Source organism: Chitinophaga rupis (genome assembly GCF_900109685.1).
Taxonomy (GTDB): Bacteria; Bacteroidota; Bacteroidia; order Chitinophagales; family Chitinophagaceae; genus Chitinophaga; species Chitinophaga rupis.
This window is the reverse complement of the sequence record NZ_FOBB01000009.1, coordinates 43212-67678: the sequence shown is the minus strand read 5'-3', so window position 1 is coordinate 67678 and position 24467 is coordinate 43212. Positions and strand designations below refer to the sequence as shown.

Genomic DNA, 24467 nt, shown 5'->3' with positions numbered 1-24467 from the left:
CAAAGTGTGAAAGGATACCTTTCACACTTCAAGTTTAATAGCCCGGGTTCTGATCTGACAGCTTCAACGACTGGTTATTTTCAAACTCGCGGGTAGGTATAGGGTACAATAAATGTTTCTCTGTGACGTTGGGAGCAGCATCTATATTATGTGCTTTTACCTCTGTAAGCAAGGTACCGGTACGTTTCAGATCAAACCATCTCCATCCTTCAAAACCCAGTTCCCGCATACGTTCCATCATCAGCTCCTTACGCAGCTGGTCTTGTGTAAGCGTGGCGCCGTGGGCAATTTCATAGTTCTGTAAACCGGCACGGTTGCGGATCCTGTTCAGGTTCTGCATGGCTACTGCAGTATTACCCAGCTCATTCTGCGCTTCTGCATACATAAGTATTACATCAGCCAGGCGCAGGTAGTACAGGTTGCGGGATGATTGGCCACCGCTTACCGATACACCTTTCGTAATATCAAATTTCTTGATGTGCGGCTTACCTACATCTGACCACCAGGAATAATCTACCGGGTTGCCATCCTTATCAAAGAACAGGGTGCGGAAAGTAGCGTCCTTACGTTTATCGCCGTCTTCAAAACTATTAAAGAAATAATCCGTAGGTATGATCACATGGCCGCCGGCGCCAGGCAGCTCCGGTGAGTTGATCTGCCAGCAGCCCAGGTTGTTAGCCAGGTTGCTTGTGTTATTGTTTTCGTTAGAGAACTGCACTTCAAACAGCGATTCAATATTATTTTCGTTCGCTTCCACAAACAGGTCGGCATAATTGGCCATGAGCGTGGTATTGGATGCCGTTAACAGCGGTTCAAGCGTGGTTTTGGCATTGTTCCAGTCTTTACGCGTCAGGTACACTTTGCCCAGTAAACCCGCAGCTGCTTCTTTAGTGGCGCGGCCAGTATTTCCTTCACCGCCTTTGGCTGCCAGGTTGGCCATAGCAAATTGCAGATCAGATACGATCAGCTTATATACCTCGTCCTCACTGCTGCGGGGCAGGCCACCTTTCTGGTCAGCAACAGTGCTCACTTCCTCTGTAGGCATAGGCACTGCGCCATATGCCTGCACCAGGTAAAAGTAGAACAGCGCGCGCATAAACCTGGCTTCACCCAAAGCCTGGTTCTTGGTGGCATCACTGATGGCTACCCCGGGAATACTGCGGATGGCAATATTGGCATTGGTAATGCCCCTGTAACAATCTATCCAAAAGCCCTGCACCACATCATTCTGTGCGGTCATGAGCGTTGAATAGGTATTTACGGCGCAGAAGTTCTGCCAGTACGTGCCCCATGTGGGTACGAACAAAGTGGTTTTGCCTTCATCGGTGCCTACCATTCCCACAATTACATAATCAGAACGCTTCAGCTCCAGCAGTTGCCTGTAAATGCCTACTATGCCGGATTTCACGCCTGCTTCATCTTTATACAGCTCTTCCGGTGAAATAAACACTTCCGGTTTTATATCCAGCTGTTTGGAACAACCGGCCAGCAGCATCCCGGTCATTATGAAGATCAGCGAGATCTTGCTTACATTGGAATATTTACGTGCAAATAACATGTGATTTCAGTTTTTAGATTATAAACCCAGGTTTACGCCAAGCAAAAAGGTGCGGTATCTTGGATAGATATCAGCCCTTACACTGGGATCCATATTACCATTAATCTCCGGGTCAATACCACGGTAGCTGGTGAACAGGAACGGCTCCATTACCTGTACGTATGCACGCAGTGAACGTACCTTGATCCTGCTTAGCAGGTCCGGTGAAAAATCGTAAGACATAGTAATATCCCGGATGCGGATGAAATCGCCCTTCTCCGTTGCATAGCTGGAAGAGCCCTGCGGCAGCATGCGTAATGAGCTGCCGAATGCATTCGGCCGCGGCACATCCGTGTTGGTATTGGTGGGCGTCCAGTATTTCAGCCCTTCTTTCACTATTACGTTACGGCCGCCCCCCAGGTACAGGTAGTCTGTATAGGCTTTATCATACACATCATGCCCATACATGTAAGTAGCAAACACGGTCATGGACACACGTTTGTAGCGGAAGTAGTTCCATACACCGCCCCAGCCTTTAGGCGTGGTGCGGCCTACAATAGTGCGGTCATAAGGGTTTATAACCCCATCGTTATTAATATCCTTTACCTTAATATCACCCGGACGGCCGGAAGGGTTCAGCTTAAAATCATCACCCTGCTGGTATAAACCATCATATACATAATCTACTATCAGGCTGTTGGGCGCTTCACCTACTTTAAGGGTGGGGCTCAAAGAATCCCGGCCAGGCAGTAAAGCAGTGATCTTGGATTTATACTTAGACCAGTTCAGGTTCACCTGCCAGTCGAAGTTGGGCGTTTTTACCGGGTACAGCTTCAGGCCAATGTCTACCCCACGGGTATTCATGGCTGCTACGTTGATCATCTTATTACTAAAACCCTGTGAAGGCGCTAAAGCCTGATCCAGCAGCAGGTTGCGGATATCTTTGTTATAGAAGTCAAAGGTGAGCTGCACACGCGAGCTATGCAGGGCCAGATCAAAACCGGCGTTGAACTGGCGCTGGCTTTCCCATTTCAGCGCGCTGTTACCGGCGTTGCCGCCTAACTGGTAGCCGGTGGATTGTGTGCTGCCGTTAAAGGGATAAGCTGCAGCATCCATGCGGGTATAAATGCGGTCATAGCCAATATCCTGGTTACCTACTACGCCATAGCTTACACGGATCTTGGCATCATTCACGAACGACTTCATTTTAAAACCAATGAAAGGCTCGTCTATCAATCGCCAGGCGCCGCTTACAGAGGGGAAGAAACCATGACGGTTCTCGGCCCCGAAGTTAGATGAACCATCGTAACGCGCGGTTACGTTAAAAATGTAACGGTCTTTAAATTTATAGATCACGCGGCCCAGGAAAGAGTTGATCACCCGGTTCCAGTAATCGCTGGAAATATTATCCCGCCTGGCGGCCAAGCTCATATTCTTATACGTCAGCTCATCTGTGGGGAAACCGGAGGCCTGCTCAAAGTTATATTCCTGCCTTCTTTTTTGCGTGGTATAACCGCCCAGTATGTTCAGGGAGTGATTTTCTGATGGATTGTAATCGTAGGTCAGGGTGTTTTCCCATACCCAGTCGCGGTAACCGAAGTTCTGCACTTTGGCAACACCCAGTGGCGCATAACCATCATATGTATTACGTGGGTAGTATTCAAAACGCTGGTTCTTGTATACATCCAATCCCAGGTTGGACCGGAAGTTCAGGCCAGCGATCACTTTATATTCCAGGAACAGGTTTCCGATGAAACGATCGTCCACGCTGTGATTAATAGCATCTTTGGCCAATGCCACCGGGTTATCTGCACTAATACGGCCACTGCTGGGATCCACTTCTACCAGGGGTTTACCGGTTGAGTCATAGATGGGCCGCAGGGGGCTCATGGTCACTGCATTGTAATAGACATTTTTACTTACCCCATCCGTTTCTATATGAGAGATGTTGGTGTTTAGTCCCATGGTAAGCTTATCTGTTACAGATGATTCCATGTTGCCTTTTACGGAATAACGTTTCATGTTAGAGCCGATGATAATACCACCCTGGTTCAGGTAGTTGCCGCTCAGGTACACTTTGTTACGGCCAATGCCGTTGGAAATGCTGAGCGTGTGGCTTTGTATAGGCGCCACCTGCGTAATAGCATCTACCCAGTTATAGGATTTACCGGCCGCAAGGCTTTGCAGCTCCCGGGGGCTGAACACCACGGAATCTGTTTTAGGATCGTTCAGCGGCCATGCTACCGGATCTTCGTCGCTCAGGGCTACTCTTCGAAGGTTGGCATAATCCTTTGCATCAATAAAATCGTAGGCGCGTGATATTTTCTGGATGCCATAGTAGCCGTTATAGTCTACTGAAGCGCGGCCTGCCTTTGCTTTTTTGGTAGTAATGATCACCACGCCGGCAGCGGCCCTGGCGCCGTAAATAGCAGCGGCAGAAGCATCTTTCAGCACATCTATGGATTCAATATCGTATGGGTTGATCTCGCGGATATCGCCGGTCATGATCACACCATCCACCACATAGGTAGGGCCTGAGCCTTCCGTTAAAGAGTTGATACCCCGGATCTTTATATTAGTACCACCACCCGGCTCAAAGCCGCCGTTGGTTACCTGCACCCCCGGCACCCTGGATTGCAGTGCGCTGTTGATGTTAGTGACGGGCATCTCGCTCAGCTCTTTACCGGAAATGCTGGCAACAGCGCTGGTAAGGTCCTTTTTCTGTTGCTGGCCGTAACCGATCACTACTACTTCACTGAGGCCTGAGATGTCTGTTTCCATAGTAACCGTGATGCCGGTATCTGCCGGAGAAACATTCACGGTATGGCTTTTGTAGCCTACATAGCTGAATAACAGCGTTGATCTACCGGTAACGGCCATACTGAAATTACCGTCGGCATCTGATTTCTGGGATGCTTTTTTGTTGGCCGTGTTGGTAATTGTTACAAATGGAAGCGGTTTTTTAGAGGTGGCGTCCAGCACCCTCCCATGAAGCTGATTGGTTTGTGCCTGTACCCGAACCTGCATTCCGAGGCACACGAATAGCAGTAAAAGGTAAAAGGATGTAATATTTTTCATAACCAGAATTTTAAGCACGACGAGCGGTTGCTGCCCGGCATAGATTGTCCCATAGTGGATTTGAGCCAAAATTCGTGATTGGGAATAACACTAAGAATAGTGATTTTTGCGGTAATGATGGATTTTTATACGGTTTTCCGGAAATTGGTAACTTATTATATTTGCGCATGAAAGAAAAAGTGGCGAGAAAACGGGAAGGCTTTGAAGGCCAACGCCTCATTGTTTTGCCAAAGAAGATCAGAACAGATTTTCTGACTAAAGATCCGATCACCCGGCAAGTCTACATTACTGATATTGGCTACTATCCAAAGGCCAAAGGGCACTATATGAAGCGCTCTGCCGGCATTGGACAGCACATTATCATATATTGTGTGGAGGGTAGCGGATGGCTGGAAATTAACCGTAAACGGGTAGATATTTCCCCTTCCCAGTTCATTACCATTCCTGCCAATACTCCGCATACCTACTCCGCCAATGAAGACGATCCATGGACTATTTACTGGATACACTTCAAAGGCGACCTGGCAGCATATATTGTAGACCTCATCCTGCAGCACGCCAAAAACTACAAGCCTTATTTACCGTATAGTGATAGCCGTATTAAGCTGTTTGAAGATATTTACAGCAACCTGGAACGCGGTTATACAGCAGATAATTTGCGGTACGTGAATATGATCTTTTATCATTTTCTTTCTTCTTTATTATACGAAGACAAATTCAACTTCATTAAACATACGGATGAAAAAGATGTGATAGCCGCTACGCTGGACCTGATGCAGCAAAAGATCCATACCCGTATTACGCTGAATGAGTTTGCAGAGTTTGCGAATTTATCGGTGTCTTATTTCTCTACTATTTTCCGGGAAAGGACGGGCTATGCACCGGTGGAGTATTTTAATCATTTAAAAGTACAGAAGGCCTGCCAGTATTTATTGCTGCCGGATATTACTATTAAAGAAGTAGCGGAGAGTTTGGGTATGGATGATCCGTATTATTTTTCGAGGATGTTTTCGAAATTGATGGGGGTATCGCCGAAGGAGTACAGGAGGAGGAATAGGCCGGAGGGGATGTGAAAATAGAAAATGTATTAAAAACGGAAATCTTATGGCAAAAAAATTCAAAGTGGGTGATGTTGTAAGCTGGAACTCTGAAGCAGGAAGGGTTTCAGGTACAATAATCAAAGTGCACACAAAAGACTTCGATTATAAAGGCTATACACATCACGCCACCAAAGACGATCCGCAATATGAGATCAAAAGCAGTAAATCTGACCATATTGCGGCTCATAAAGGATCTGCGCTTACCAAAGTGCATAAATAAGGCTATAATAGGCCCAATTTCTTCTCTCCATTCATCATGTAAGCTCCCCTTATATTTGCTCCAATTGGGATTAGAATTTACAAATTTCATAAGGGTTCAAAAGGTCATAGTTCAGATGTATTCCAGCGGTGGGACAAAGCCGAGTGCCTGGTGGGGCCTCGAACAGTTGTAGTCCTGCTGCCATTCTTCTGCCATCAGCCTGACCTCTTGTAAGGTGAAGAAATGGTAAGCATCTAAAAGTTCCCTTCTCAAAGAGCCATTATTTCGTTCAATAAAAGCGTTTTGTACCGGCTTGCCGGGTTGGATGTACAATAGCTGAATGTGCTTGTCCTCGCACCATTGCTGAAGCTTGTCGCTTATAAACTCTGGTCCATTGTCAACTCTGATCCGCTGAGGCTTACCGCGCATTTCCAGGAGCCGTTCCAACACCCTGATAACCCGCAAGCTGGGTAGGGATGTATCTACTTCGATCCAAAGGGATTCCCTGGTATAGTCGTCAATAATATTCAACAGCCGGAACCGTCTACCATCCACCAGGCTGTCCGACATAAAATCCATGCTCTTCTTTATAGCGTCATTCTCCAGAGTGAGATTGGCCACAATTCGCTTGAGCCGGTTGTTTTCCTCCTCTAGCTCCTTCATCCGTTTGACCTCATTGGCCTCCATTCCACCATATTTTGCCTTCCAATTGTAAATACTGGCTTCGCTGACTCCATGCTCTCGCGACAGATCCTTGATGGACATGCCTGCTTCCTGCTGTTTAAGGATGGAGATAATCTGGGTTTCTGTGAATCGTACTTTTTTCATAATTGTGCCATTTAAGTTAGAGATTTTTCTCTAACCCTACTGGACCAATTTTTGGGAACCTTACAATCAAACTCCTATACCCCCCAATTCTGCACAGCTTGTCAATCAAGCCACTGAAACAAGAATTGTGTTTTAGAATGGCTAATATTAGTTTGTATTTTTTTTAAATGTCGTTGAAAGATGCTGTCGTTATAAAGTTGCAAAGTGGTCTGGAATGCCTGGTTCAGTTTAATTGTAATCAGTGGTTAAGTTTAGTCCGGATCATACAATTCGTCGAATCCAGAACCGAAGTACAACATAATTACCGCTGCTGATTGTTTCGATATCAATCACCACTATTATAATATCATTGTTGTGGCAGGTTATAAACTAAATTATTGATACAATTTCAGAATCACTCTTACTTTCATTTATTAAGTATTCCGTCAATTCTTGTTTCTTTTGTTTAAGCCTCGGCAAAAAATTCTTTAAAAACGGCTGTATTTCCTCAATGGCAAGCCTTTGGCGATACCCATCAGCCTTCTTCTTATTAGCTTTTGAAGAAATTTCCATCTTATCACTCCTTCGGTAGATATCAAACTGTTTCCCAAAATATTTATTTGCATTACTCGTTTCATTTGATTTAAGTATAAAATAGAATGCTTCAAAAACATTATCAAGCGTAAGAAAGTTGTCGATAATTTTCTCGTATTTCGTTTCCTGTAAGTTTGTTTCTTGTATATATTTTTCAAAATAAGGGATAAGTGCATATTTAATTACATTTTTCTCATCCAATTCTGATAAGAGGAGATGGAAATTATCTCTTGTTGTTTGCCGAAATATTTTTCTGTCGGTAAGGAAGTCTATAATTTTTTTATAAACGATTTTCTTATTATCATCATTTAACGAAAAAATATAAATGGCTGCAAAGTACTCTTGCAGTGAACGATGTGGAAAAGCATAATCAGTTCCTTCCTTATTTAGTATGCCAATAGCAACTTGGAAATCATTTATAAGTTTGTTATTGTCAAATGCTATGCTCTTTTTTTTCTCTTTAATAAATTTAAATTTCCCTTCTAAATAGATATTACTAAAAATGAATTTTTCATCGAAATATGAAATGAATGAAAATAACTTTAAGACATCAACAATTTGTTCTTTAGACAGTCCACTCTGTTTTTCTCTTACAAAAGCTAATTTTGACATACTGTCATGAACTGAAAACAATGCATCAAATACCTGGCTGTAAAATTCACTTCTTTTCTGTGGTATATTTGAATATGACTGAAACGTCAATATAAACATCGATAATAAAAGAGGATTGCTTAAGAAGCTTTTGTATGATATGTTTTCTTTACTGTTTACAGCCTCGATTATTTTATCGCAAAGTTCTTCTTCTTCTCCGGGAATTTGCTTTTTAATAAAATTATTTATATCCCTGTCTGATAATTCACAAACTTCAAAATTGTGAAATAGTGGCAGTAAATCAATTTCAGTGTACGGTCTAGAAGTTAACAGGTAAAAGTTCTTATTATATAGTTTTACCAAGTCATCTATTTCTTTTGTTATTTTTTCTTTCTTTAAAGAGTTTATTTCATCGTATCCATCTAGAAAAAAAACAAAATCTCCGGAGTTCATTAAACGTTCTATAATTCTATCGTTTGTAGCCAGTCTGTTTAGCTTAAAAATTCGGCTTTTAATAAATTCAATAACAGAACCCTCGTAGTCGTTTAAATATCGCAACTCTACCTTAATAGGAATTTTAAAATTTGTGTCAATTGAATTTAAAAATAAGTACTTCACAATTGTACTTTTTCCGCTTCCTGCACTCCCTATAAGAGTAATGAATTGTTTCTTTGTAAATAGACTTCTGATTGAGTTAGTTGGTATTCTTTTAGAATTATCTCGTGTGTCTATACTTCTTTGCCTCCTGTCACATGTAGTTATAAAAAGTGGTTGATAAAAATCTTTTAGGTTTTTCGGTTGAACTCTGTGCAGAAGGGTTTTGGTACAATAGTTTCTGTTGTACTCTTCAATCTGATACTCTAGAATATTATTATTTATAACTTGCTTAACCTCTTCTCCAAATTCTCTTAAAAGTCCTTCAAATAGTGATTTCAGTTTATTGCCTACAACCGATGTAACTAAAGTCAAAATTTCCATATTTTAGAAAGTTAAGGCGCTTATTTAGTTAAGTGCTTTTCGCTTGCTGCTAACTCAAAAATAGACACAATTTAAGCATCGTCCTCTTGAATGCACATTACAAATTTTCAGTTTTTCCACACTCATAAAGAAAATGACGTCCCTTGTAAGAACCTACATTCTTTATTAATTGAAATTGATATGTAAATGCCATTTTTCATCTGTACCGTTACCTATTCTTTGATAATAAATTATCCCCTGAAACATATCTGTTGCAAGCCTTATCCTGTCAATCAGATCAAGGTGTATGTTTCCGATAGCATCCTGCATTAGAATTTCACGAGCAGTGGGAATAAAGATATACGGTAAGGCTGATGGTTGGTCAAAGTTAATATAGGGCATGGTTTGCTCTATATTTTCAAACTTTAGTTCACTTCGCGTTGCCTCTAAACCGAAAGAATTCCGGGTTCTTATATTATTAAAAATCTGATCATATAAATTATCTTCTAGTCTCATTTTAGTGTTATTCATTATTATCATTTTTACTATAGACAAATTCCCTTCATTAAAACCTTGTTGTTACGAACCGAAAGGTTTGCCGGGAATTGCCTCCCAGGTATAATCATTAATATTATCAAAGGTTACAGCGAACGCCCGTTCAAGGCCTGGACCTTCGTACAGTCCCACTTTGGCGCATGCTGTCTTTAAATCGGCAATTGCTTGCTGGGGCGTACTGCTTTCATGGTACAATGCTGTATTAGGTAGGTAGATGAGAGTCGTCTGCCATTTCAGCACCTTAGAATATCCCATCTGTATCATCGCAGTTTTTATAACTTCATGTTTTTCCACTAAATCATAAGTAATAAGTATTCCCATCGTATGTTTTAATTTCAAAATTAAATCTTCACTGGCCTTTACGCCTCATGTATTAGGAACTAAACACTTTACAGGGAATGAGCGGGAAGGGAAATACCTATTTATATTGTCGCGGTCGGTATATATCTTCGTGCTGCTGTATTAGTAGTTCCGTTCAATCTCAAAGGGAACAACGTCCCGGAGATATGAAAATCCCGTTGCTGTCCCCCTCCAGTGCTTTTTAGATCAAGCCTATTCGTTCCATAAAATTATAGCTAAGTCAAAATTTGCACCTTTTTTGCCAACCTGTTTTAATTGACATTTTTAGCAAATTCGGTTAAGGCTGCATTTAATCCAAAGAAGCCAAAATCGATTGCGGAGAAACACCGTCTCTCCTATATACAGATAAGGGGTCAACGTGTACCATCGTATTTACCCGATTAACGATTTATTAACCATTTATAGGTCAATTCAGGGCGCTTCGGATACACGGCAAACACAGATACTTGATCTGACAGGAAAAGAAATATACATGTCTTATTCACGAGGCCGCAAAAAGAGGTAAGAGCCGATTTAACCGATATGGGGCTGGGGACCATTATATGCGATAAGCTATTTGGGCAGCGGCGAGTATATGTCCTCGTTGCATGTTATTGGCATGGACAAATTCTTGTTTATTTTCCTTCATACCTAAGTGGTTAAAGTATCTTATAATAATAATGCCATTTTTTTGTTAGCACTATTGTTTGGGCCCGGTTACGACCATAGTTGGCAGCCGGATCAAATCTTTCCCCGCTAAGAGGCGATAGAGTTGTTTATTTAAGAAAGATAACATTAACATCTGATTCACTGTTCTTCAAACAAGAGCACTAAACTGAACAAAATGAACAATTGCCAATCTCCAATTCCATTTTATTTTCATTTTGATAATTCTATTTGTTAATCACTAAAATCAACCAGTCATGCCGAATGATAACCTTATTTCGGTTGCAGTAGCTCCTACTGCAATGGATGCTATCCAACAGGCTATTACCACTATCAAAACCCACTTACCCTTTCTATTAAAATTAAGTCCTGACGAAAAACGGATCTATGCTCGCATGGGCGATAAATCCCTTCCGTTTGTGGACAAGGCGCTGGGTTATGCAGAAACCAATCCGCACCTGGTGCCGCCTTACTTACAGGTAATGGAATTTAAAAAGGATATGGAATTGGTAAAATCGCTTACCAGATCCAGCAGCCTTTAAAAAGCCTGATGGAAGCTATTGATGATACCATGATAGTTGCCGGTAACGAGAGTTACAGTGCCGCGTTGGTATTTTATAACTCGGCCAAGCGGGCAGCTGATGCTGGCGTGCAGGGTACTCAAAGCATCGTTAATGATCTGAGGCAACGTTTTCCGGGACGAACCATCGCAAGAACGGCTCCTAAGCCAGAAACAGAGGTATAATATCTGCTCAGGCAATAAGCTAACAGCAAATTGTGGTTCTAAGCTCCGTGAATGGAGTACAACAACTGCAATTTGCTGTTCTTTTATAGGAAATTGGGAGTACGGGATAGCAATTCTGTGGTTCAAGGCCCAATGAATAAAGGTGGTTAATAGAAAATTGCCGGTATAGACTAGAAATTGGGGATCGGTAAAAGGAATGATTGCCCTTGTAACTGAAATGTCGTACATCCGGAGGGCTTTTTATCGGATACTTTAAAGCAATTTATCTTTTCGTATAAGTTAGATTGAATTTTATTATCCTCATGCTCTGCTCTCTATAAAAATCCTAACTAGCCGCTTTACCATTTTCCAATGTCTGTTTACAGCGGGTTGTTAAAACCTGTAAGTCCCTGGCAAGATCACCGGCTATTTTAATCATTTCCAAATCTTCAGCAGGGCACTTCTCTGGATGCTGCAGATAGAAATCATACCAGTGCGGCGTCCAGTTGCATTCACTTTTCACAAACCCGTTAAAGTTTTCGTGCAGCTCATAAATTCTGCTGTACAAGGTTGCAAGCAAAGGAGCCTGCGCGTCAGGGGAAACGGTTATCGGTCGTGATTTCGTTTGCATAACAAAGATATTTTAAGGGTTGACTAATGAATGATGGAGAAAAGACCAGTGTATAAAACTTACTATCCAGATGTAAAAAGGGCCTTTTAATCAAGTAATTATCATCTTGATTATACACAAATATAGGAGTTTTTTCGATAAAAATGTAGAATTCTACATTTTTTCTGCGGACATTTTTTATCACTTTACCTATGTGGAAGAATCAAAAGACATACTATTAACATTAGGAGACAACATAAAAGCCCTTAGGAAATTGAAAGGCCTTACTCAGGTTGATATGGAAACCAGGACTGGTATAGATGCCGGTGATCTTAGCAGAATTGAAAGCGGGCAGGTAAATCTCACCTTTGTAAAGCTCGTTAAACTAGCCGCTGCATTAGATGTGGAGTTAAACGAGTTGTTTGCCATAAAGAATAAATAAATTGTACTTAAACATAATCCTTACTATGGCAGGCATCACACCTATCGAACAATATGTAATTGACAAAGTAAAGAAGATGAGGCAGGAAGCAAACCTATCGCAAGCTGCATTAGCAGCCCTGCTGGATCAATCTGAGGGCTTTATAGGGGATATCGAATCTACTACCCGGAACGCTAAATACTCAATCCGTCACTTAAATGAATTGGCTAAAGTGTTTAAGTGCTCACCAAAAGATTTTCTTCCGGAAAAGCCGTTATAACATAGCGAGACGATTTATTATAATTCCTTAAAGCCTGTTTATTTGCCAACTTTCAAAATCTATTCTTTTCTTCTACACAAAATAAAAAGATGAAAAACTGCTATACTCTCCTCCTTTTTATCTTCATCCTTAGCTCACAGCTTGTAATCGCGCAAAACAAGCAGGAAACAAAACTGGATTCTCTTATACAAAAAATAGGAGAGAAAATAAAGGCCAACCCCCAGCTTGCCGGTTTGTCAATGGGCGTCTATCATAAAGGGGAAAGATCTTTTTACAACTTTGGCACTACAGAATTAGGCAAAACATTAGCTCCCACGGAAAATACCATTTATGAGATCGGATCCATCACCAAAACGTTTGCGAGCTTGCTGCTCGCCAACGCAGTGGCAGAAAAGAAGGTAAAGATGGAGGATGACATCCGTAAATATCTTGACGGTGAGTATCCCAACCTGGAGTATAATGGGAATCCAATAAAATTGATCAATTTAGCCAATACCACCTCCGGCCTGCCGGATTGGCTACCATCATTTCCGTACGAATTGCAAAATGCGCCTGCTGATTCCGTAGCCATTATAAGATCGCGAATCTATGGGAGTTACACCCGTAAGGATTTTTATGATGCCCTCCATAAAGTAAAATTAGATACTGTTCCTGGTCTTAAACCTCATCATTCTAATGCCGGGGCGCAGTTGCTGGCCTATATCCTGGAGCGTGTTTATAAAGCCCCTTTTGAGCAGTTGATACAAACTTATATTACAGCTCCGTTGGAAATGTGGAACACTGCTTTTTTATCTTCCGCTCCCCAAAGCGGACTTTTAGCAAAAGGATATAATGAGAAAGGCACCCAAATGCCATACGACTTTACCATGCCTTATTTCAAAGCTTCAGGCGGTTTAAGTTCCTGTACGGCGGATCTGCTGAAGTATGTACAATTACAGCTTGATGAAAACAATAAGGCAATCCAGACCTGCCATCAAAGAACGCTGAATGTTGATGTTCAAACCGGCAAAGTTGTAGGTCCGCTGCCAGAAGATAAAGTGAATGCAAGCGTGTATAGCGTGGGGTTAAACTGGTTCCTTTATAAATATGATAACGGTTATACACAGATCTGGGCCGATGGAGGCACCTCCGGTTTTTGCAGTTACCTGGTTATATACCCGGAGCTCAAAAGTGGCGTTGTGATCTTATCAAATGAAGTTGATCAAAAAACCTTTAACATGCTGCCGGGCATAGCGTATGAAATATTCCAGCTTTTTCAACAAAAATAAACCGGGCCTACTCTCCCCTATACACCTTCCTCCCCCCATTCATCAAACTCCTATACCCCAATTCCGCCCCCCCACTCACCTGCAAAATACACCCCGTAATAAACCTTGCCTTCTCCGATAACAGGAACACGCCAGCATCCGCAATCACATCCCCTTCCGGGCAATATCCCAAAGGATGTATATTCCGCAGGTATTCTTCCATAGATGCCTCATCTTCCTGCTCACTATTCCATTTCCGCAGCATAGGCGTCCAAACAGCAGCAGGCGCCAGCGCATTTACACGAATATGATAAGGCGCGTAGTCCAGCGCCATAGATTTTGTAAGACTATTCACAGCGCCCTTGGTAGCAGTATAGGCCGCATGGTTCTCCTGCCCTATTTCACCTACCAGGCTGCTGGTATTAAGAATACAGCCACGGGTTGCGATCAATGCATCCAGTCCGTATTTGGTGGTATGATAAATACCTTTCAGGTTCACTTCAAATAACAGCTCCCATTCATCATCTGTAGTCAGGTGTAAAGGTTTGGATGGTGCTGCAATACCGGCATTATTATGAATAGCGTCTATTTTGCCATAGCGGCGCAGGGTTTGTGCAATAGCATCTTTTACTTCTTCCGGTTTAGACACATCGCATAATATACCTAAGTGCTCATTACCTAATTCTTTCACTGTGCCATCCAAAGAGGATGCCTCATTGGCCACTACTACCACCTTAGCCCCTGCCTCCACATACTTACGGGCACACTCATACCCGATCCCCATGGAGCCACCGGTTAAAAAGATCACTTTATTTGCTAACAACATAATTCGGATGATTAATAAATTTCGAAATGAGTAGAAAGCCTGTTTTAGCAGAAAGCCGAAAGCATAAAGCAAAAAGCTTAATGCAGCGAACGTTGAGTTTTACGCTCCTGTATATTCTTCCCCCGCTTTTTTAAGCTGAAAGCATAAAGCAAAGAGCCAATGCAGCAATACTCTGGCCTTATACCCTATTTCCCTTGTGCTTTTAAAACCAGGGCCTTCAGCAACACGCCCTCAGCTTTCCGCTTTATCCTTTCTGCTTTATGCTTACCGGAACATCCAAAACAACACCACCATCACTACCAACAACACCACCGCCAATGTTTTATAATTACCAATCCCTTTCCAGCCCGGTGATTGTAACGGTTCGCCCGGTGACCGCCAGTACAACACCTTCGCTCCAACCGCCGGCTGCGGCGCAGGGAAAACAAACGTAAACACCACCTGCAGCAGCACACAGATACAAAACAAGTAAAAAGCCATCATCATAAAAGGAATATGCCCGATCACCGTATCCGGGAAAAGTTTATTCACTGCAAATACAATAGCCCCCATAGCAGAACCGATCCACAACGTAAGCTTAGCAGAAACCGCAGAAGCCTTACTCCAAAAGATACCCAATAAAAACACACAAGTAATAGGCGGCGCAATGTGTGCAATCACATCATTCAAACCGTTAAAAATGCTTTCGTAGCTATTCAGCAAAGGCATTAGTGCCAATGAGAACACCAGCGCCAGCCCGGCAGCTATCTTGCCTGCCTTTACCAGCTTTTGGTCAGACACCTCCGGGTAATAACGTTTATAAATATCATAGCTGCACAAAGTAGCAATGGCGTTCAGCGCGCCGGAGATCTGGCTCATTAAGCCGGACAGCAGTGCAGCTGCTACAATACCTATCAAACCACTGGGCAGCAGCTGCGTGATCATTACCGTATAAATACCTTTACTATTCACCACGCCCTGCGCATCTTTTAATGCGCTAATGTCCAGCAGGCCGGCTTTGGAAAGCGTGTAGGCAAACAGTCCCGGTAGTACGAAAATGAATACCGGCAATATTTTTATAAACCCGCAGAACAGGGAGCCTACCCGGGCATGATCTTCGTCCTTGGCGCCCAGCACCCGCTGCACAATAGTTTGATCCGCACACCAGTACCAGATGCCCAATACCGGGTAGCCCAGGAATACCGCATACCAGGGCATGCCGCTGCTATCACCGTGTGGGCGCAGCATGGATAGCTTGTTTAACGCACCGTCGTTCTGTAAGATGTGCACCATAGGCTGCCAGCCACCCATTTTATGCCATGCTGCTATACTGATAATAATAGCGCCTATGAGCAGCACAATGGTTTGTACCGATTCTGTTACCACTACAGCGGTTAATCCGCCTACGATGGTGTACACTGCCGTGAGTAATGAAATAACGATCACGCTGGTATACATATCTACCCCAAACAACGTATGCAATACAATACCGCCAGCCAGTAAAGAAAATGCGATATGAATAATAATGGCAGATATTACGGATACAATAGCCAGCCAATCCCGGCTGGCGCGGTCGTAGCGCTTTTCCAAAAAATCCGGTAAGGTGGCTACGCCGGAGCGGATGTAAAAAGGCGCAAAGAACAATGCCAGCAATATTAGCGCAAAGGCAGCCATCCATTCAAAATTGCCGTTCAGCAAACCGGTATCAAACCCGCTTTGGGCCAGGCTTACCAGGTGCACACAGGATATATTGGTGGCAAACAATGCCAGTCCTATCATAGGCCACTTCAGTGTTTTACCTGCCAGGAAATATTCGCCGGCAGCATTGCCGCTGGCGTGTTTTCTCCTGTGCCGGATACCACTCCACAATCCTACAGTTACAATGCCTATAACATACAGGACCGCAATGGTAAGGTCAAGCGGTTTAATCATTGGTATGCTTTAAGATCACAGCTACTGCCCGGCTCCTGTGGTGTAATATAAACACCATTGCTGATGTGTACCGGGTGTACGAAGTGCTTTTGTAAATGTGGAATATGCTCTAAAAAAAGTGCAGGATGGTCCATGGCTACGTGGTTAAACAATACCAGGTGCTGGTGCAGCTGTCCCATATCCCCTACATGCGGCACCACCGGTATACCGTATTTACGGCATAACAGGCTAACGGTTATAAATTCGCTTACGCCCCCTACCCTTACCGCATCTACCTGTATAAAACCGGCGCAACCGGTTTGCAGGTAGTTCTTAAAGATAATACGGTTGGGTACATGCTCACCCAGCGCCAGTTTGGTGGGTGCTATAGCATCTGCCAATGTTTTATGCGCCAGCACATCATCCGGGTGTGTAGGCTCTTCTATCCAGTAAGGGTTCATGGATTGCAGCTCCCTACAGATCTTCAATGCCGCAGGCAACGTCCATTGCTGGTTGGCATCCAGCATCACCTTTACTTTATCACCTGCTGCTTCCCGCACAATATGCGCGCGGCGTATATCCCTTTCCGGATCCGTGGAACCTACTTTTAGCTTCATGGCGGTAAACCCTTCTGCTACGGCTATACGTGTATTTTCCCGCACCTTATCATCAGAATAATTGAACCAGCCTATGGAAGTATCATAACCGGGATAGCCCTGTTGTATAATGCCTTGTCTGCTATTGGCCGTGGGTGCTGCATTGCGCAGCAGCTGTAATGCATCTTCTTTGGTAAGCTCATCTTCCAGGTAAGAAAGATCCAGCGTATTAACGATCTGCTCCGGGGAAAGATCAATTAATAATTTCCATAACGGCACACCTCTTTTCTTTGCCCACAGATCGTAACAGGCATTGGTTACGGAAGCCAGCGCCAAATGCACCACACCTTTGTGAGGGCCCAGCCAGCGGAACTGCTGCTCATTGGCAAAACGGTGAAACACTGCACCAAAATCCTGCATCAGCTCCTCAATATCTTTCCCTTTTAACTGCTGTGCATAGAATTGTGCTGCCTTGCATACCAGGTCATTACCTTCACCTAAGGTGAATGCAAAACCATGGCCGGTAAGACCGCTATCGTCCTTTAATTGTGTTACCGCATATGAGTAAATGGGATTGCGATGTACCGCATCACTACCAGTTCCTTCATCCAGTGGAAAACGTGCATCAAACGTGAAAATATCTTTGATCATGACTACATCTTACAAGGGTGAAATTAAACTGTTGCCGATGTTTACGAAATGATCTATTCTTTCATTATGATGAATTATCCGATTGTACTACTCCTCCCGGCGGCTGGCAGCCTTGTATTGTTCAGGAGATACATTCATATGTTTTTTAAACAGGCGGGAAAAGTGGTAGGGATCATCATACCCAATGGCTTCCGCTACATCCTTTACCTTCAAATTGTTCTGAAACAGCAGCTGGCAGGCCTTCTGGATCTTCAGATGAATAAAATAATCAATGGGTGGCATACCCGTAGCCTTGCGGAATAAAGTAGAAAAATAAGAGGCGGAGAGATTATGCGTAGCGGCCATATCTTCTACCGTTAGCTTCTCATGCAGGCGGCTGCGCATGTATAAAATGGTTTGCGTAATATGATCTTCCGCTGCCGGACTTTTACGTTGCTGATGTTTATCGGGATACAAAAAGGTAGCTATAAAATGGTACAGGCAAAAATTCGCATTATTCAGATTATCTGTACTGTAGCCCATTTCCAGGCTTTCATACATGTTCTCCCACACCTGCAAACCTTTTTCATTCAGGGGTATTTCACGCGGTCCATCGTCTGTATTAATATTAAGCGACTTATTAAATCCTGCCATATCCGGCCCGCTGAAGTGCACCCAGTAAATGGTCCAGGGGTCGGTTTCATCGGCGCCATAAGAAATGTATTGTGTGGTAGCAGGTATAATAAAGAACTGGTTAGGGCCCACCTGGTAAGTGCGGCTGCCAATGCGGTACCAGCCTTTGCCCCGCAGGCAATAGATCAGGATGTTATCCTTACACCCGTTTTTGCGCAGCCGGTAATGTGCGATGGCTTTGGGAAAGTACCCGATGTGGGTAATATAGATCTGGCTAAGGGCCGTGTTCTTCTTTGCGTGGTTAAGGCATACTGCCTCCGGTAAGCTGATCAGCTTTTGCCCTTCAAATCCGTCTCGTCGCTTGTGTTTATCCATACGCTACTGGCGCAGCGGCAGGCCTATTTATTCACCAGGAAGTAAACTATCCGGCACACATTCTTTGTATTGCCCGGATGCGGCCCGCCTGTTTGCAATCTCAAATTATGACTTTCCCTGCTTAATTCATCACCCAGGATCAAATACCAGGGCAGGTACAGGCTTCCACTCCATTGGGTATGCAGGTCTATTTCCTGCTCTATGCCACCGTCAATGCTGTATTTGATGAAACCCGCATCCGGACCGGATAATACGGCAATGCCTATCGTACGGCCGGTGAAAGGAAAGTCCAGGGAGGCAGTACCGGTGGTATCTGATACCAGCACCGGCACATTCACAAAGCCCCGGCGTGTAGGCGTACTGTCTGCCGGCTGCCATGATTCATTGATGGTAAAATGCTGCAGGTGGGTAGCATCATGAATATCTGCATAATAGCCTTCCTCATAGTTAAACGGATCTTCGGGGGAACGTTGCTGCATCACCGTTTCAATGAACTCCGGTACCGGTTTTTTAAATTCACCATCCAGCAGCTGCTTAATGCTATTGAAATATAATTGCTGCCCAAAGGGCGATGGATGCAGGTCTTTAAAATCATCTTTCCAGGTAAATTCCTTCGCGTCAATACGGTCTGTAATTTCTTTGGCAAGATTAATGAAAGGCAGGCCATACTTTTTAGCGATGGCCGCATGCACCTGCACCTCTACAGGTATTTTGCCGGCATGGTAATCCGCCATTTTATCCGGGTCCGTAAAGGCCATCAGCACAATATTGGCATTGGGATTTACCGCCAGCATATGCCGTACAATGCCTTCCAATGCGCGGCGCTGCTGTGCTTCCGTATAACCATTACCGCGGTCATTAACAGCAGATTCCACGAACAATAGATCTACCGGTCCTTTTTCAATTACATCCCGCTGAAAGCGGAAGGCATGCGGCACACTGCCCAGGGATGGAATGCCCGCATTCAGAAAAGTGAATTTGGTACCGCGGTAAGTATCCTTCAGGTATTTACACACCAGGTCGCGCCAGCCACTCATATTAGTGATGGAGCCACCCAGGAACACCACATGCGCCTCTTTATCCTTTTGCATGCGGTACCAAACATTATCCAGCCCTCCATTGCGTATAATGTAATCTTCGCTTTTCAATGGCGCCTTTACCCGCACTTGCGCGTGCAGGCTAACAGCGGCGGTAAGGCACAGGGCCAGGTATAATAGCTTCATGGTTTAAATTTCATCTATCTGCAGCACCACGCTGGTTCTGTGGCTGTTTACATCCGGGTTAAAACCTACTTTCATCAGGAAATCGCCTGAATAAGTTTTGCTTTCGTCAATGGTTGATTTGGTACCGGGATATACATTCACTTCTTTGATCTTATACTTCCCAGCCGGCTTCAAACCCTTCAGGCGTATAGGCGTAGCGCTATGCACATCATAACGGTTATTTACCAGGTAATTGAAAATAACGCCGGCGCTTTGCTGCTCATTTACATACAATATAGATGCTACATTACTTTCCCGTGGATTGGATAAACGGTACTGATCTCCCTGCCAGATGATGGGCTTCAGTGCATTATACGTTTTAACAGCGCCCTGTACAAACTGCAGGTCATTGGCAGGCAGCTTGCTTACTACAATATCAAAACCCAACTTGCCCATCATAGCTACATCCGTGCGGAACTTCAGCGGCTGCTTGCCCCAGTCTGTTACGTGGTTGGAGCTGCTGATGGCCGGGTAAAAATAAGAGTACTCCCATTGTATGAAAATACGCTCCATAGGATCCGTATTATCACTGGGCCAGAACTCCGTGAAGTATTGCAGGGCAGCATAATCCACGCGGCCGCCGCCGCCGGAGCACAGCATCATAGGCACTTTGGGATATTTAGCCCGGATGCGTTCCAGCACCTTATACAAACCGCGCATGTACTCAATGTAAAAATGCGATTGGTTTTTAAGATAAGCGGAATGCGCGTTATAGATCACTGCGTTACAGTCCCACTTAATATAGGCCAGCTGCGGATTCTTGGTGAACAGGTCATCGATAATACCAAATACAAAATCCTGCACCTGCGGGTTGCTGAGGTCCAGCTCCAGCTGGTTGCGGAAATAATATTCATCGCGTTTGGGCTGGCGCACTACCCAATCTTTATGTTTTTCATACAGCTCGCTTTTGGGGCTTACCATCTCCGGCTCCACCCAAATACCAAATTTTACACCGTCGTTCTGCGCTTCCTTAACAAGAGAGGCTATGCCGTTCGGCAGCTTGGTCTTATTCTCCTGCCAGTCGCCCAGACCTGTATGATCATCATTACGGGCATACTTGTTGGCAAACCAGCCATCATCCAGCAGGAACAGGTCCACACCTAATGATTTGGTTTCTTTCAACAGCTCAAACAGCTTGCGTTCATTAAAATCAAAGTAGGTGGATTCCCAGTTGTTCAGCAATGTTAAACGATTACCTTTCCCATCCAGCAATTTATAGTTCCTGGCCCAGCGCTGTAAGTTCCGGCTGGCGTTGCCTTTGCCCTTATCGGAAAAAGTGTACAGGAAAGCGGGCGTGGTAAACGTTTCATTGGGCTGCAGCGTGTAGTCAGATGCGTAGTTATTAATACCGGCAATAATGCGCAGGTTATCCTGCGGGTCCAGTTCCAGGTCTACCCGGAAGTTGCCGCTGTATTCCAGCGCGCCGTATAATACATTCCCTGCATCTTCGGTGGCCGGTTTGTCCATAGATACCATGAACACCGATGGCTGGAACAGGTTAGCGCGGGTACCCAGCTTGGTATCCAGCGTGCGGATGCCGTGGGTGATCTTGGATTCTTCCGGCTGCATTTCCTTTGCCCAGTCGCCATGGTACTGCGTAAGCCAGAAACCATCTGCCGCTTTCAGGTGCAGGTTGGCAGAGGCAAATTTGTGCAGCACCACGCTGCCTTTCTCTTTATGGCGGATGGCGCTCCACTGTTCTATCACATCTTCCTTAAAATAGGTTTTATAATAAAGTGTTACCTCAAAGTCATACACCGGATCTTTCAACACAATGCTGAGCAGGGAAACATTATCATCTGTTTTGGTAACTGTATGGCTTACATATTTCAGGTCCAGGGAATTATTGCCATCCGCATGCGTTACGGTAATGGCGGGTTCCACCAGGTTTCGTGAGCCGGATGGCGTGTAAGCGGAGTTGAGCAAACCGGTATAATCACCGGCCTGTTTGTACACGCCTGGTACCTGTTCATACTCATTCGCATCTGCTAACTTTTCCCCGAAATAAATAGTGTTCAGGTCCTTGCTGTTATTCACCTGCAATACCAGCGCATTATGCGCGGTTTGAACGGGAATGTTAATGTTCTGGGCTTGTGCCGCGCACACTATAAAAGGTGCGGCTAATAACGTGGCTAAATGTTTTACCTGCATGATTTGACGGTTGTTCCTATCCTTAGTTAAGACGTTCAAGATACTAAATTTTTGTTGCCATTACCTCTTTGATCTCGCCATTTACTTTCACTTTTACCTTACGCGGGTTGGGCGATGCAATGGTGTAGCGGGTGATCTTCCCGTCTTTCCAGGTCATGCTAACGGTATAGTTGCCACGGGCTTTAAGGCCGTTAACAGTACCGGCAGACTTCCACTGGTCAGGAATAGCGGGCAGCAGGTCAATGAAGCCGGCATGGCTTTGCAACAGCATTTCCGCCAGCCCTGCTTCCCCGCCAAAATTGCCGTCTATCTGGAACGGCGGGCCTGCGGTGAACATGTTCGGATAGGTACCACCGCCTGCGCCATAGTTGATATTGGTTTTCAGCGTAGGCCGCATCAGGTCTGCAAATAATTTATAGGCACGATTACCATCATGCAGGCGGGCCCAGAACAATTGTTTGAATGCAATAGACCAGCTGGGCCCATCATCGCCACGCGCCTCCATGCTTTTTTTACAGGCTTCTGCCAGATCGGGCGTGCCTTCCGGCGTGATGAGCGGCGCGGGGAACAGCCCATATAAATGCGACAGGTGCCGGTGATGCGGCTCTGATTCCGGGTATTCCTCCATCCACTCCATGAGGCGGCCATCGCTGCCTACACGGCCTATGGGCGCCGCCTTTTTCAGCTGCGCTTCCAGCCTGGTGCGCAGCGCTGCATCAATTCCCAGTACGTTCGTTGCCGTTATAACGTTGGTAAATAGTTCATGTACGATCTGGTTATCAATAGTAGCACCTACGCAGATGGCGGCATGTTTGCCATTGGGCATTACAAAACTATTTTCGGGGGAAGATGAGGGCGACAGCACCTGGTAACCGCTCTTAGGATCTGTTACCAGCTGGCTGCTGTAGAACAACGCGGCGCCTTTCAGCACCGGGTAAATATCCTGCAGGTATTTTTTATCGTTGGTAAAGGCATAATGCTCCCACAGGTTATTGCATACCCAGCCTGAGCCGGATTTGGTAGCGCCCCAGGAGGCGCTTTCGCCGGGTTCCGTAAAGCCCCATACGTTAGTGATCACATGCGCTACCCAGCCCTCTGCATTATAATAGGCTTTGGCCGTTCTTTCACCGGGCTTCACTAAACCCTTTATCAGCTCCGCCAGCGGCAGGTCAAGGTCCGGCAGGTTGCTTACCTGTACCGGCCAATGATTCATCTGCACATTTACATCCAGGTGGTAATCGCCATTCCAGGGTGTTTGCACCTGGTTGGCCCACAGGCCCTGTAAGTTGGGCGGCAGCAAGCCTACGCGGGTGCTGCTGATACTCAGGTAGCGGCCAAACTGGAAAAATAATACCGGCAGCGCATCGTCTGATGTAGGATTGGCATGAAAGCCGGCCAAACGTTCATCCGTAGGCAGCTGCTCCGCATGCGTAGCGCCCAGCTGCATTTGCACGCGGTTAAATAATTTCTGATAGTTGGTAATATGCTGTTGCTTTTGCGTGGTGTAAGGCTTTTGCATTGCAGCGGCCATCAGCTGCTTTGTTTTTGCCATAAAACCGGGATTGCGGAAATCCGTGCCCATGGAAAGGATCAGCGTTACTTCCGTGGCATTCTTTACTACCAGGGTCTTGTCTTCCGTGATTAATGTACCGTCATTCAGCTTTGCCTGTACACGCGCTATGTAACGCATGCCAGGGGTATCCGTACCGCTGGGTAGCTGACCGCTCATTTGCAGCTCCTTACCTTCCGTTCTTACCGCAAAATTTTCGGGGCGATCGATGGATACACGAAAATTTAGCTGCCCGGGTTTGCTGGCCGTAAGGCGTATGATGCCCACATCATCCCCAAAGCTGGTAAAGTATTCTCTTTTATAGGTAACACCGTTTAATGTATAGCTGGTAGCGGCTACAGCGTTGTTTAAAGACAGCTCTCTTTCGTAATGGGCAGCGGTAGTATCCGCCGTTTTATGATCATATTCCAGCATTAAGGTGCCCAACACCTGGAAACAGCCCCAGGGCAGGCCTGCAGAGCCTTTTCCGGTGCATACAAATGATTTATCCATCAGCGCCTGTGCTTCATCATTCTTATTTTCTGCCAGCAGCTGCCGGATCTGCGGCAGCAGTTTGTATGCTTCATAATTATTAGCATCCTGCGGCGCGCCGGACCACAGCGTAATATCATTCAGCACAATCTTTTCCTTGCGCACATTGCCATCCGGCATCATACCCAAACGGCCGTTGCCTAAGGGGATGGTTTCTTCCCAGGCTACAGCAGGCTGAGTGTACCATAGGCGCAATGGCTGCTGCTGGGCTAATAACGCAATAGGTAAGCATACACAAGCTATTACAGCGGTAAAAAGTTGTCGGATCATTATAGTGGAACTTTGTTTTTTTAAAATG

Annotated in this window: 21 protein-coding genes; 6 read left to right on the top strand and 15 right to left on the bottom strand. The window is 44.8% G+C overall.

Features of this window, described 5'->3' with window-relative positions; all coding sequences use genetic code 11:
* Positions 1-34: 34 nt before the first annotated feature.
* Together BMZ54_RS26270 and BMZ54_RS26265 are read right to left on the bottom strand one after the other, a co-directional pair.
* A complete protein-coding gene (locus tag BMZ54_RS26270) occupies positions 35-1558 on the bottom strand; it encodes a RagB/SusD family nutrient uptake outer membrane protein (RefSeq protein WP_089919119.1) in 1524 nt (507 codons plus the stop codon).
* Between the two features lie 18 nt (positions 1559-1576).
* Complete coding sequence (locus BMZ54_RS26265; protein ID WP_089919118.1) at positions 1577-4615, bottom strand: SusC/RagA family TonB-linked outer membrane protein; 3039 nt, start codon at positions 4613-4615, stop codon at positions 1577-1579.
* Between the two features lie 167 nt (positions 4616-4782).
* On the opposite strand from BMZ54_RS26265, the gene BMZ54_RS26260 reads away from it, so the two are divergent.
* Both BMZ54_RS26260 and BMZ54_RS26255 read left to right on the top strand, forming a co-directional pair.
* Positions 4783-5688, top strand: coding sequence for an AraC family transcriptional regulator (locus tag BMZ54_RS26260; RefSeq protein ID WP_089919503.1), 906 nt, complete (start codon positions 4783-4785; stop codon positions 5686-5688).
* A gap of 31 nt (positions 5689-5719) precedes the next feature.
* Complete coding sequence (locus tag BMZ54_RS26255) at positions 5720-5935, top strand: hypervirulence associated TUDOR domain-containing protein (protein ID WP_089919116.1); 216 nt, start codon at positions 5720-5722, stop codon at positions 5933-5935.
* 111 nt (positions 5936-6046) lie between these two features.
* Here BMZ54_RS26255 and BMZ54_RS26250 read toward each other — a convergent pair whose 3' ends face one another.
* The 4 genes from BMZ54_RS26250 to BMZ54_RS26235 all read right to left on the bottom strand — a co-directional run bounded on the left by BMZ54_RS26250 (position 6047) and on the right by BMZ54_RS26235 (position 9757).
* Positions 6047-6742 (bottom strand): integrase core domain-containing protein, encoded by a 696-nt coding sequence (locus BMZ54_RS26250; RefSeq protein ID WP_089919114.1) that lies wholly within the window; start codon positions 6740-6742, stop codon positions 6047-6049.
* A gap of 369 nt (positions 6743-7111) precedes the next feature.
* A complete protein-coding gene (locus BMZ54_RS26245) occupies positions 7112-8884 on the bottom strand; it encodes an NACHT domain-containing protein (RefSeq protein WP_089919112.1) in 1773 nt (590 codons plus the stop codon).
* A 165-nt stretch (positions 8885-9049) separates the two neighbouring features.
* Positions 9050-9394, bottom strand: coding sequence for a hypothetical protein (locus BMZ54_RS26240; RefSeq protein WP_089919109.1), 345 nt, complete (start codon positions 9392-9394; stop codon positions 9050-9052).
* A gap of 48 nt (positions 9395-9442) precedes the next feature.
* On the bottom strand, positions 9443-9757 hold the full coding sequence (locus BMZ54_RS26235) for a hypothetical protein (protein WP_143081139.1): 315 nt from the start codon (positions 9755-9757) through the stop codon (positions 9443-9445).
* Between the two features lie 923 nt (positions 9758-10680).
* Between BMZ54_RS26235 and BMZ54_RS26230 the strand changes: the two genes are divergently transcribed.
* Positions 10681-10965 carry a hypothetical protein gene (locus tag BMZ54_RS26230; RefSeq protein ID WP_089919104.1) on the top strand — a complete coding sequence of 95 codons (285 nt, stop codon included), beginning with the start codon at positions 10681-10683 and terminating at the stop codon, positions 10963-10965.
* Here the strand turns inward: BMZ54_RS26230 and BMZ54_RS32810 are convergent.
* Together BMZ54_RS32810 and BMZ54_RS26220 are read right to left on the bottom strand one after the other, a co-directional pair.
* Entirely contained in the window at positions 10962-11396 is a 435-nt protein-coding gene (locus tag BMZ54_RS32810; protein WP_143081138.1) for a hypothetical protein, read from the bottom strand. The genes BMZ54_RS26230 and BMZ54_RS32810 overlap by 4 nt on opposite strands.
* Positions 11397-11493: 97 nt before the next feature.
* Positions 11494-11778, bottom strand: a complete 285-nt coding sequence (locus BMZ54_RS26220) for a hypothetical protein (protein ID WP_089919099.1) — start codon at positions 11776-11778, stop codon at positions 11494-11496.
* 193 nt (positions 11779-11971) lie between these two features.
* Between BMZ54_RS26220 and BMZ54_RS26215 the strand changes: the two genes are divergently transcribed.
* From BMZ54_RS26215 to BMZ54_RS26205, 3 genes are all read left to right on the top strand, one after another.
* Positions 11972-12199 (top strand): helix-turn-helix domain-containing protein, encoded by a 228-nt coding sequence (locus BMZ54_RS26215; protein WP_238386696.1) that lies wholly within the window; start codon positions 11972-11974, stop codon positions 12197-12199.
* A 25-nt stretch (positions 12200-12224) separates the two neighbouring features.
* A complete protein-coding gene (locus BMZ54_RS26210) occupies positions 12225-12458 on the top strand; it encodes a helix-turn-helix domain-containing protein (RefSeq protein ID WP_202909367.1) in 234 nt (77 codons plus the stop codon).
* Between the two features lie 89 nt (positions 12459-12547).
* On the top strand, positions 12548-13726 hold the full coding sequence (locus BMZ54_RS26205; protein WP_089919097.1) for a serine hydrolase domain-containing protein: 1179 nt from the start codon (positions 12548-12550) through the stop codon (positions 13724-13726).
* 7 nt (positions 13727-13733) lie between these two features.
* Here BMZ54_RS26205 and BMZ54_RS26200 read toward each other — a convergent pair whose 3' ends face one another.
* The 7 genes from BMZ54_RS26200 to BMZ54_RS26170 form a co-directional block, all read right to left on the bottom strand.
* A complete protein-coding gene (locus BMZ54_RS26200; RefSeq protein WP_089919095.1) occupies positions 13734-14531 on the bottom strand; it encodes an SDR family NAD(P)-dependent oxidoreductase in 798 nt (265 codons plus the stop codon).
* Positions 14532-14795: 264 nt separating this feature from the next.
* Positions 14796-16442: a sodium:solute symporter family transporter gene (locus tag BMZ54_RS26195; RefSeq protein WP_089919093.1), complete on the bottom strand. Its 1647-nt coding sequence runs from the start codon at positions 16440-16442 to the stop codon at positions 14796-14798.
* The gene (locus BMZ54_RS26190) at positions 16439-17668 is read right to left on the bottom strand and encodes an enolase C-terminal domain-like protein (protein WP_089919090.1); all 1230 of its coding nucleotides are present in this window, start codon (positions 17666-17668) and stop codon (positions 16439-16441) included. The genes BMZ54_RS26195 and BMZ54_RS26190 overlap by 4 nt, the downstream gene beginning before the upstream one ends.
* An 87-nt stretch (positions 17669-17755) precedes the next feature.
* Complete coding sequence (locus tag BMZ54_RS26185; RefSeq protein WP_089919088.1) at positions 17756-18655, bottom strand: AraC family transcriptional regulator; 900 nt, start codon at positions 18653-18655, stop codon at positions 17756-17758.
* Positions 18656-18678: 23 nt separating this feature from the next.
* Entirely contained in the window at positions 18679-19878 is a 1200-nt protein-coding gene (locus tag BMZ54_RS26180) for an SGNH/GDSL hydrolase family protein (protein ID WP_089919086.1), read from the bottom strand.
* A gap of 3 nt (positions 19879-19881) precedes the next feature.
* On the bottom strand, positions 19882-22068 hold the full coding sequence (locus tag BMZ54_RS26175) for an alpha-galactosidase (protein ID WP_089919085.1): 2187 nt from the start codon (positions 22066-22068) through the stop codon (positions 19882-19884).
* Positions 22069-22111: 43 nt separating this feature from the next.
* Complete coding sequence (locus tag BMZ54_RS26170) at positions 22112-24439, bottom strand: glycoside hydrolase family 95 protein (RefSeq protein WP_089919082.1); 2328 nt, start codon at positions 24437-24439, stop codon at positions 22112-22114.
* Between the last annotated feature and the right edge of the window lie 28 nt (positions 24440-24467).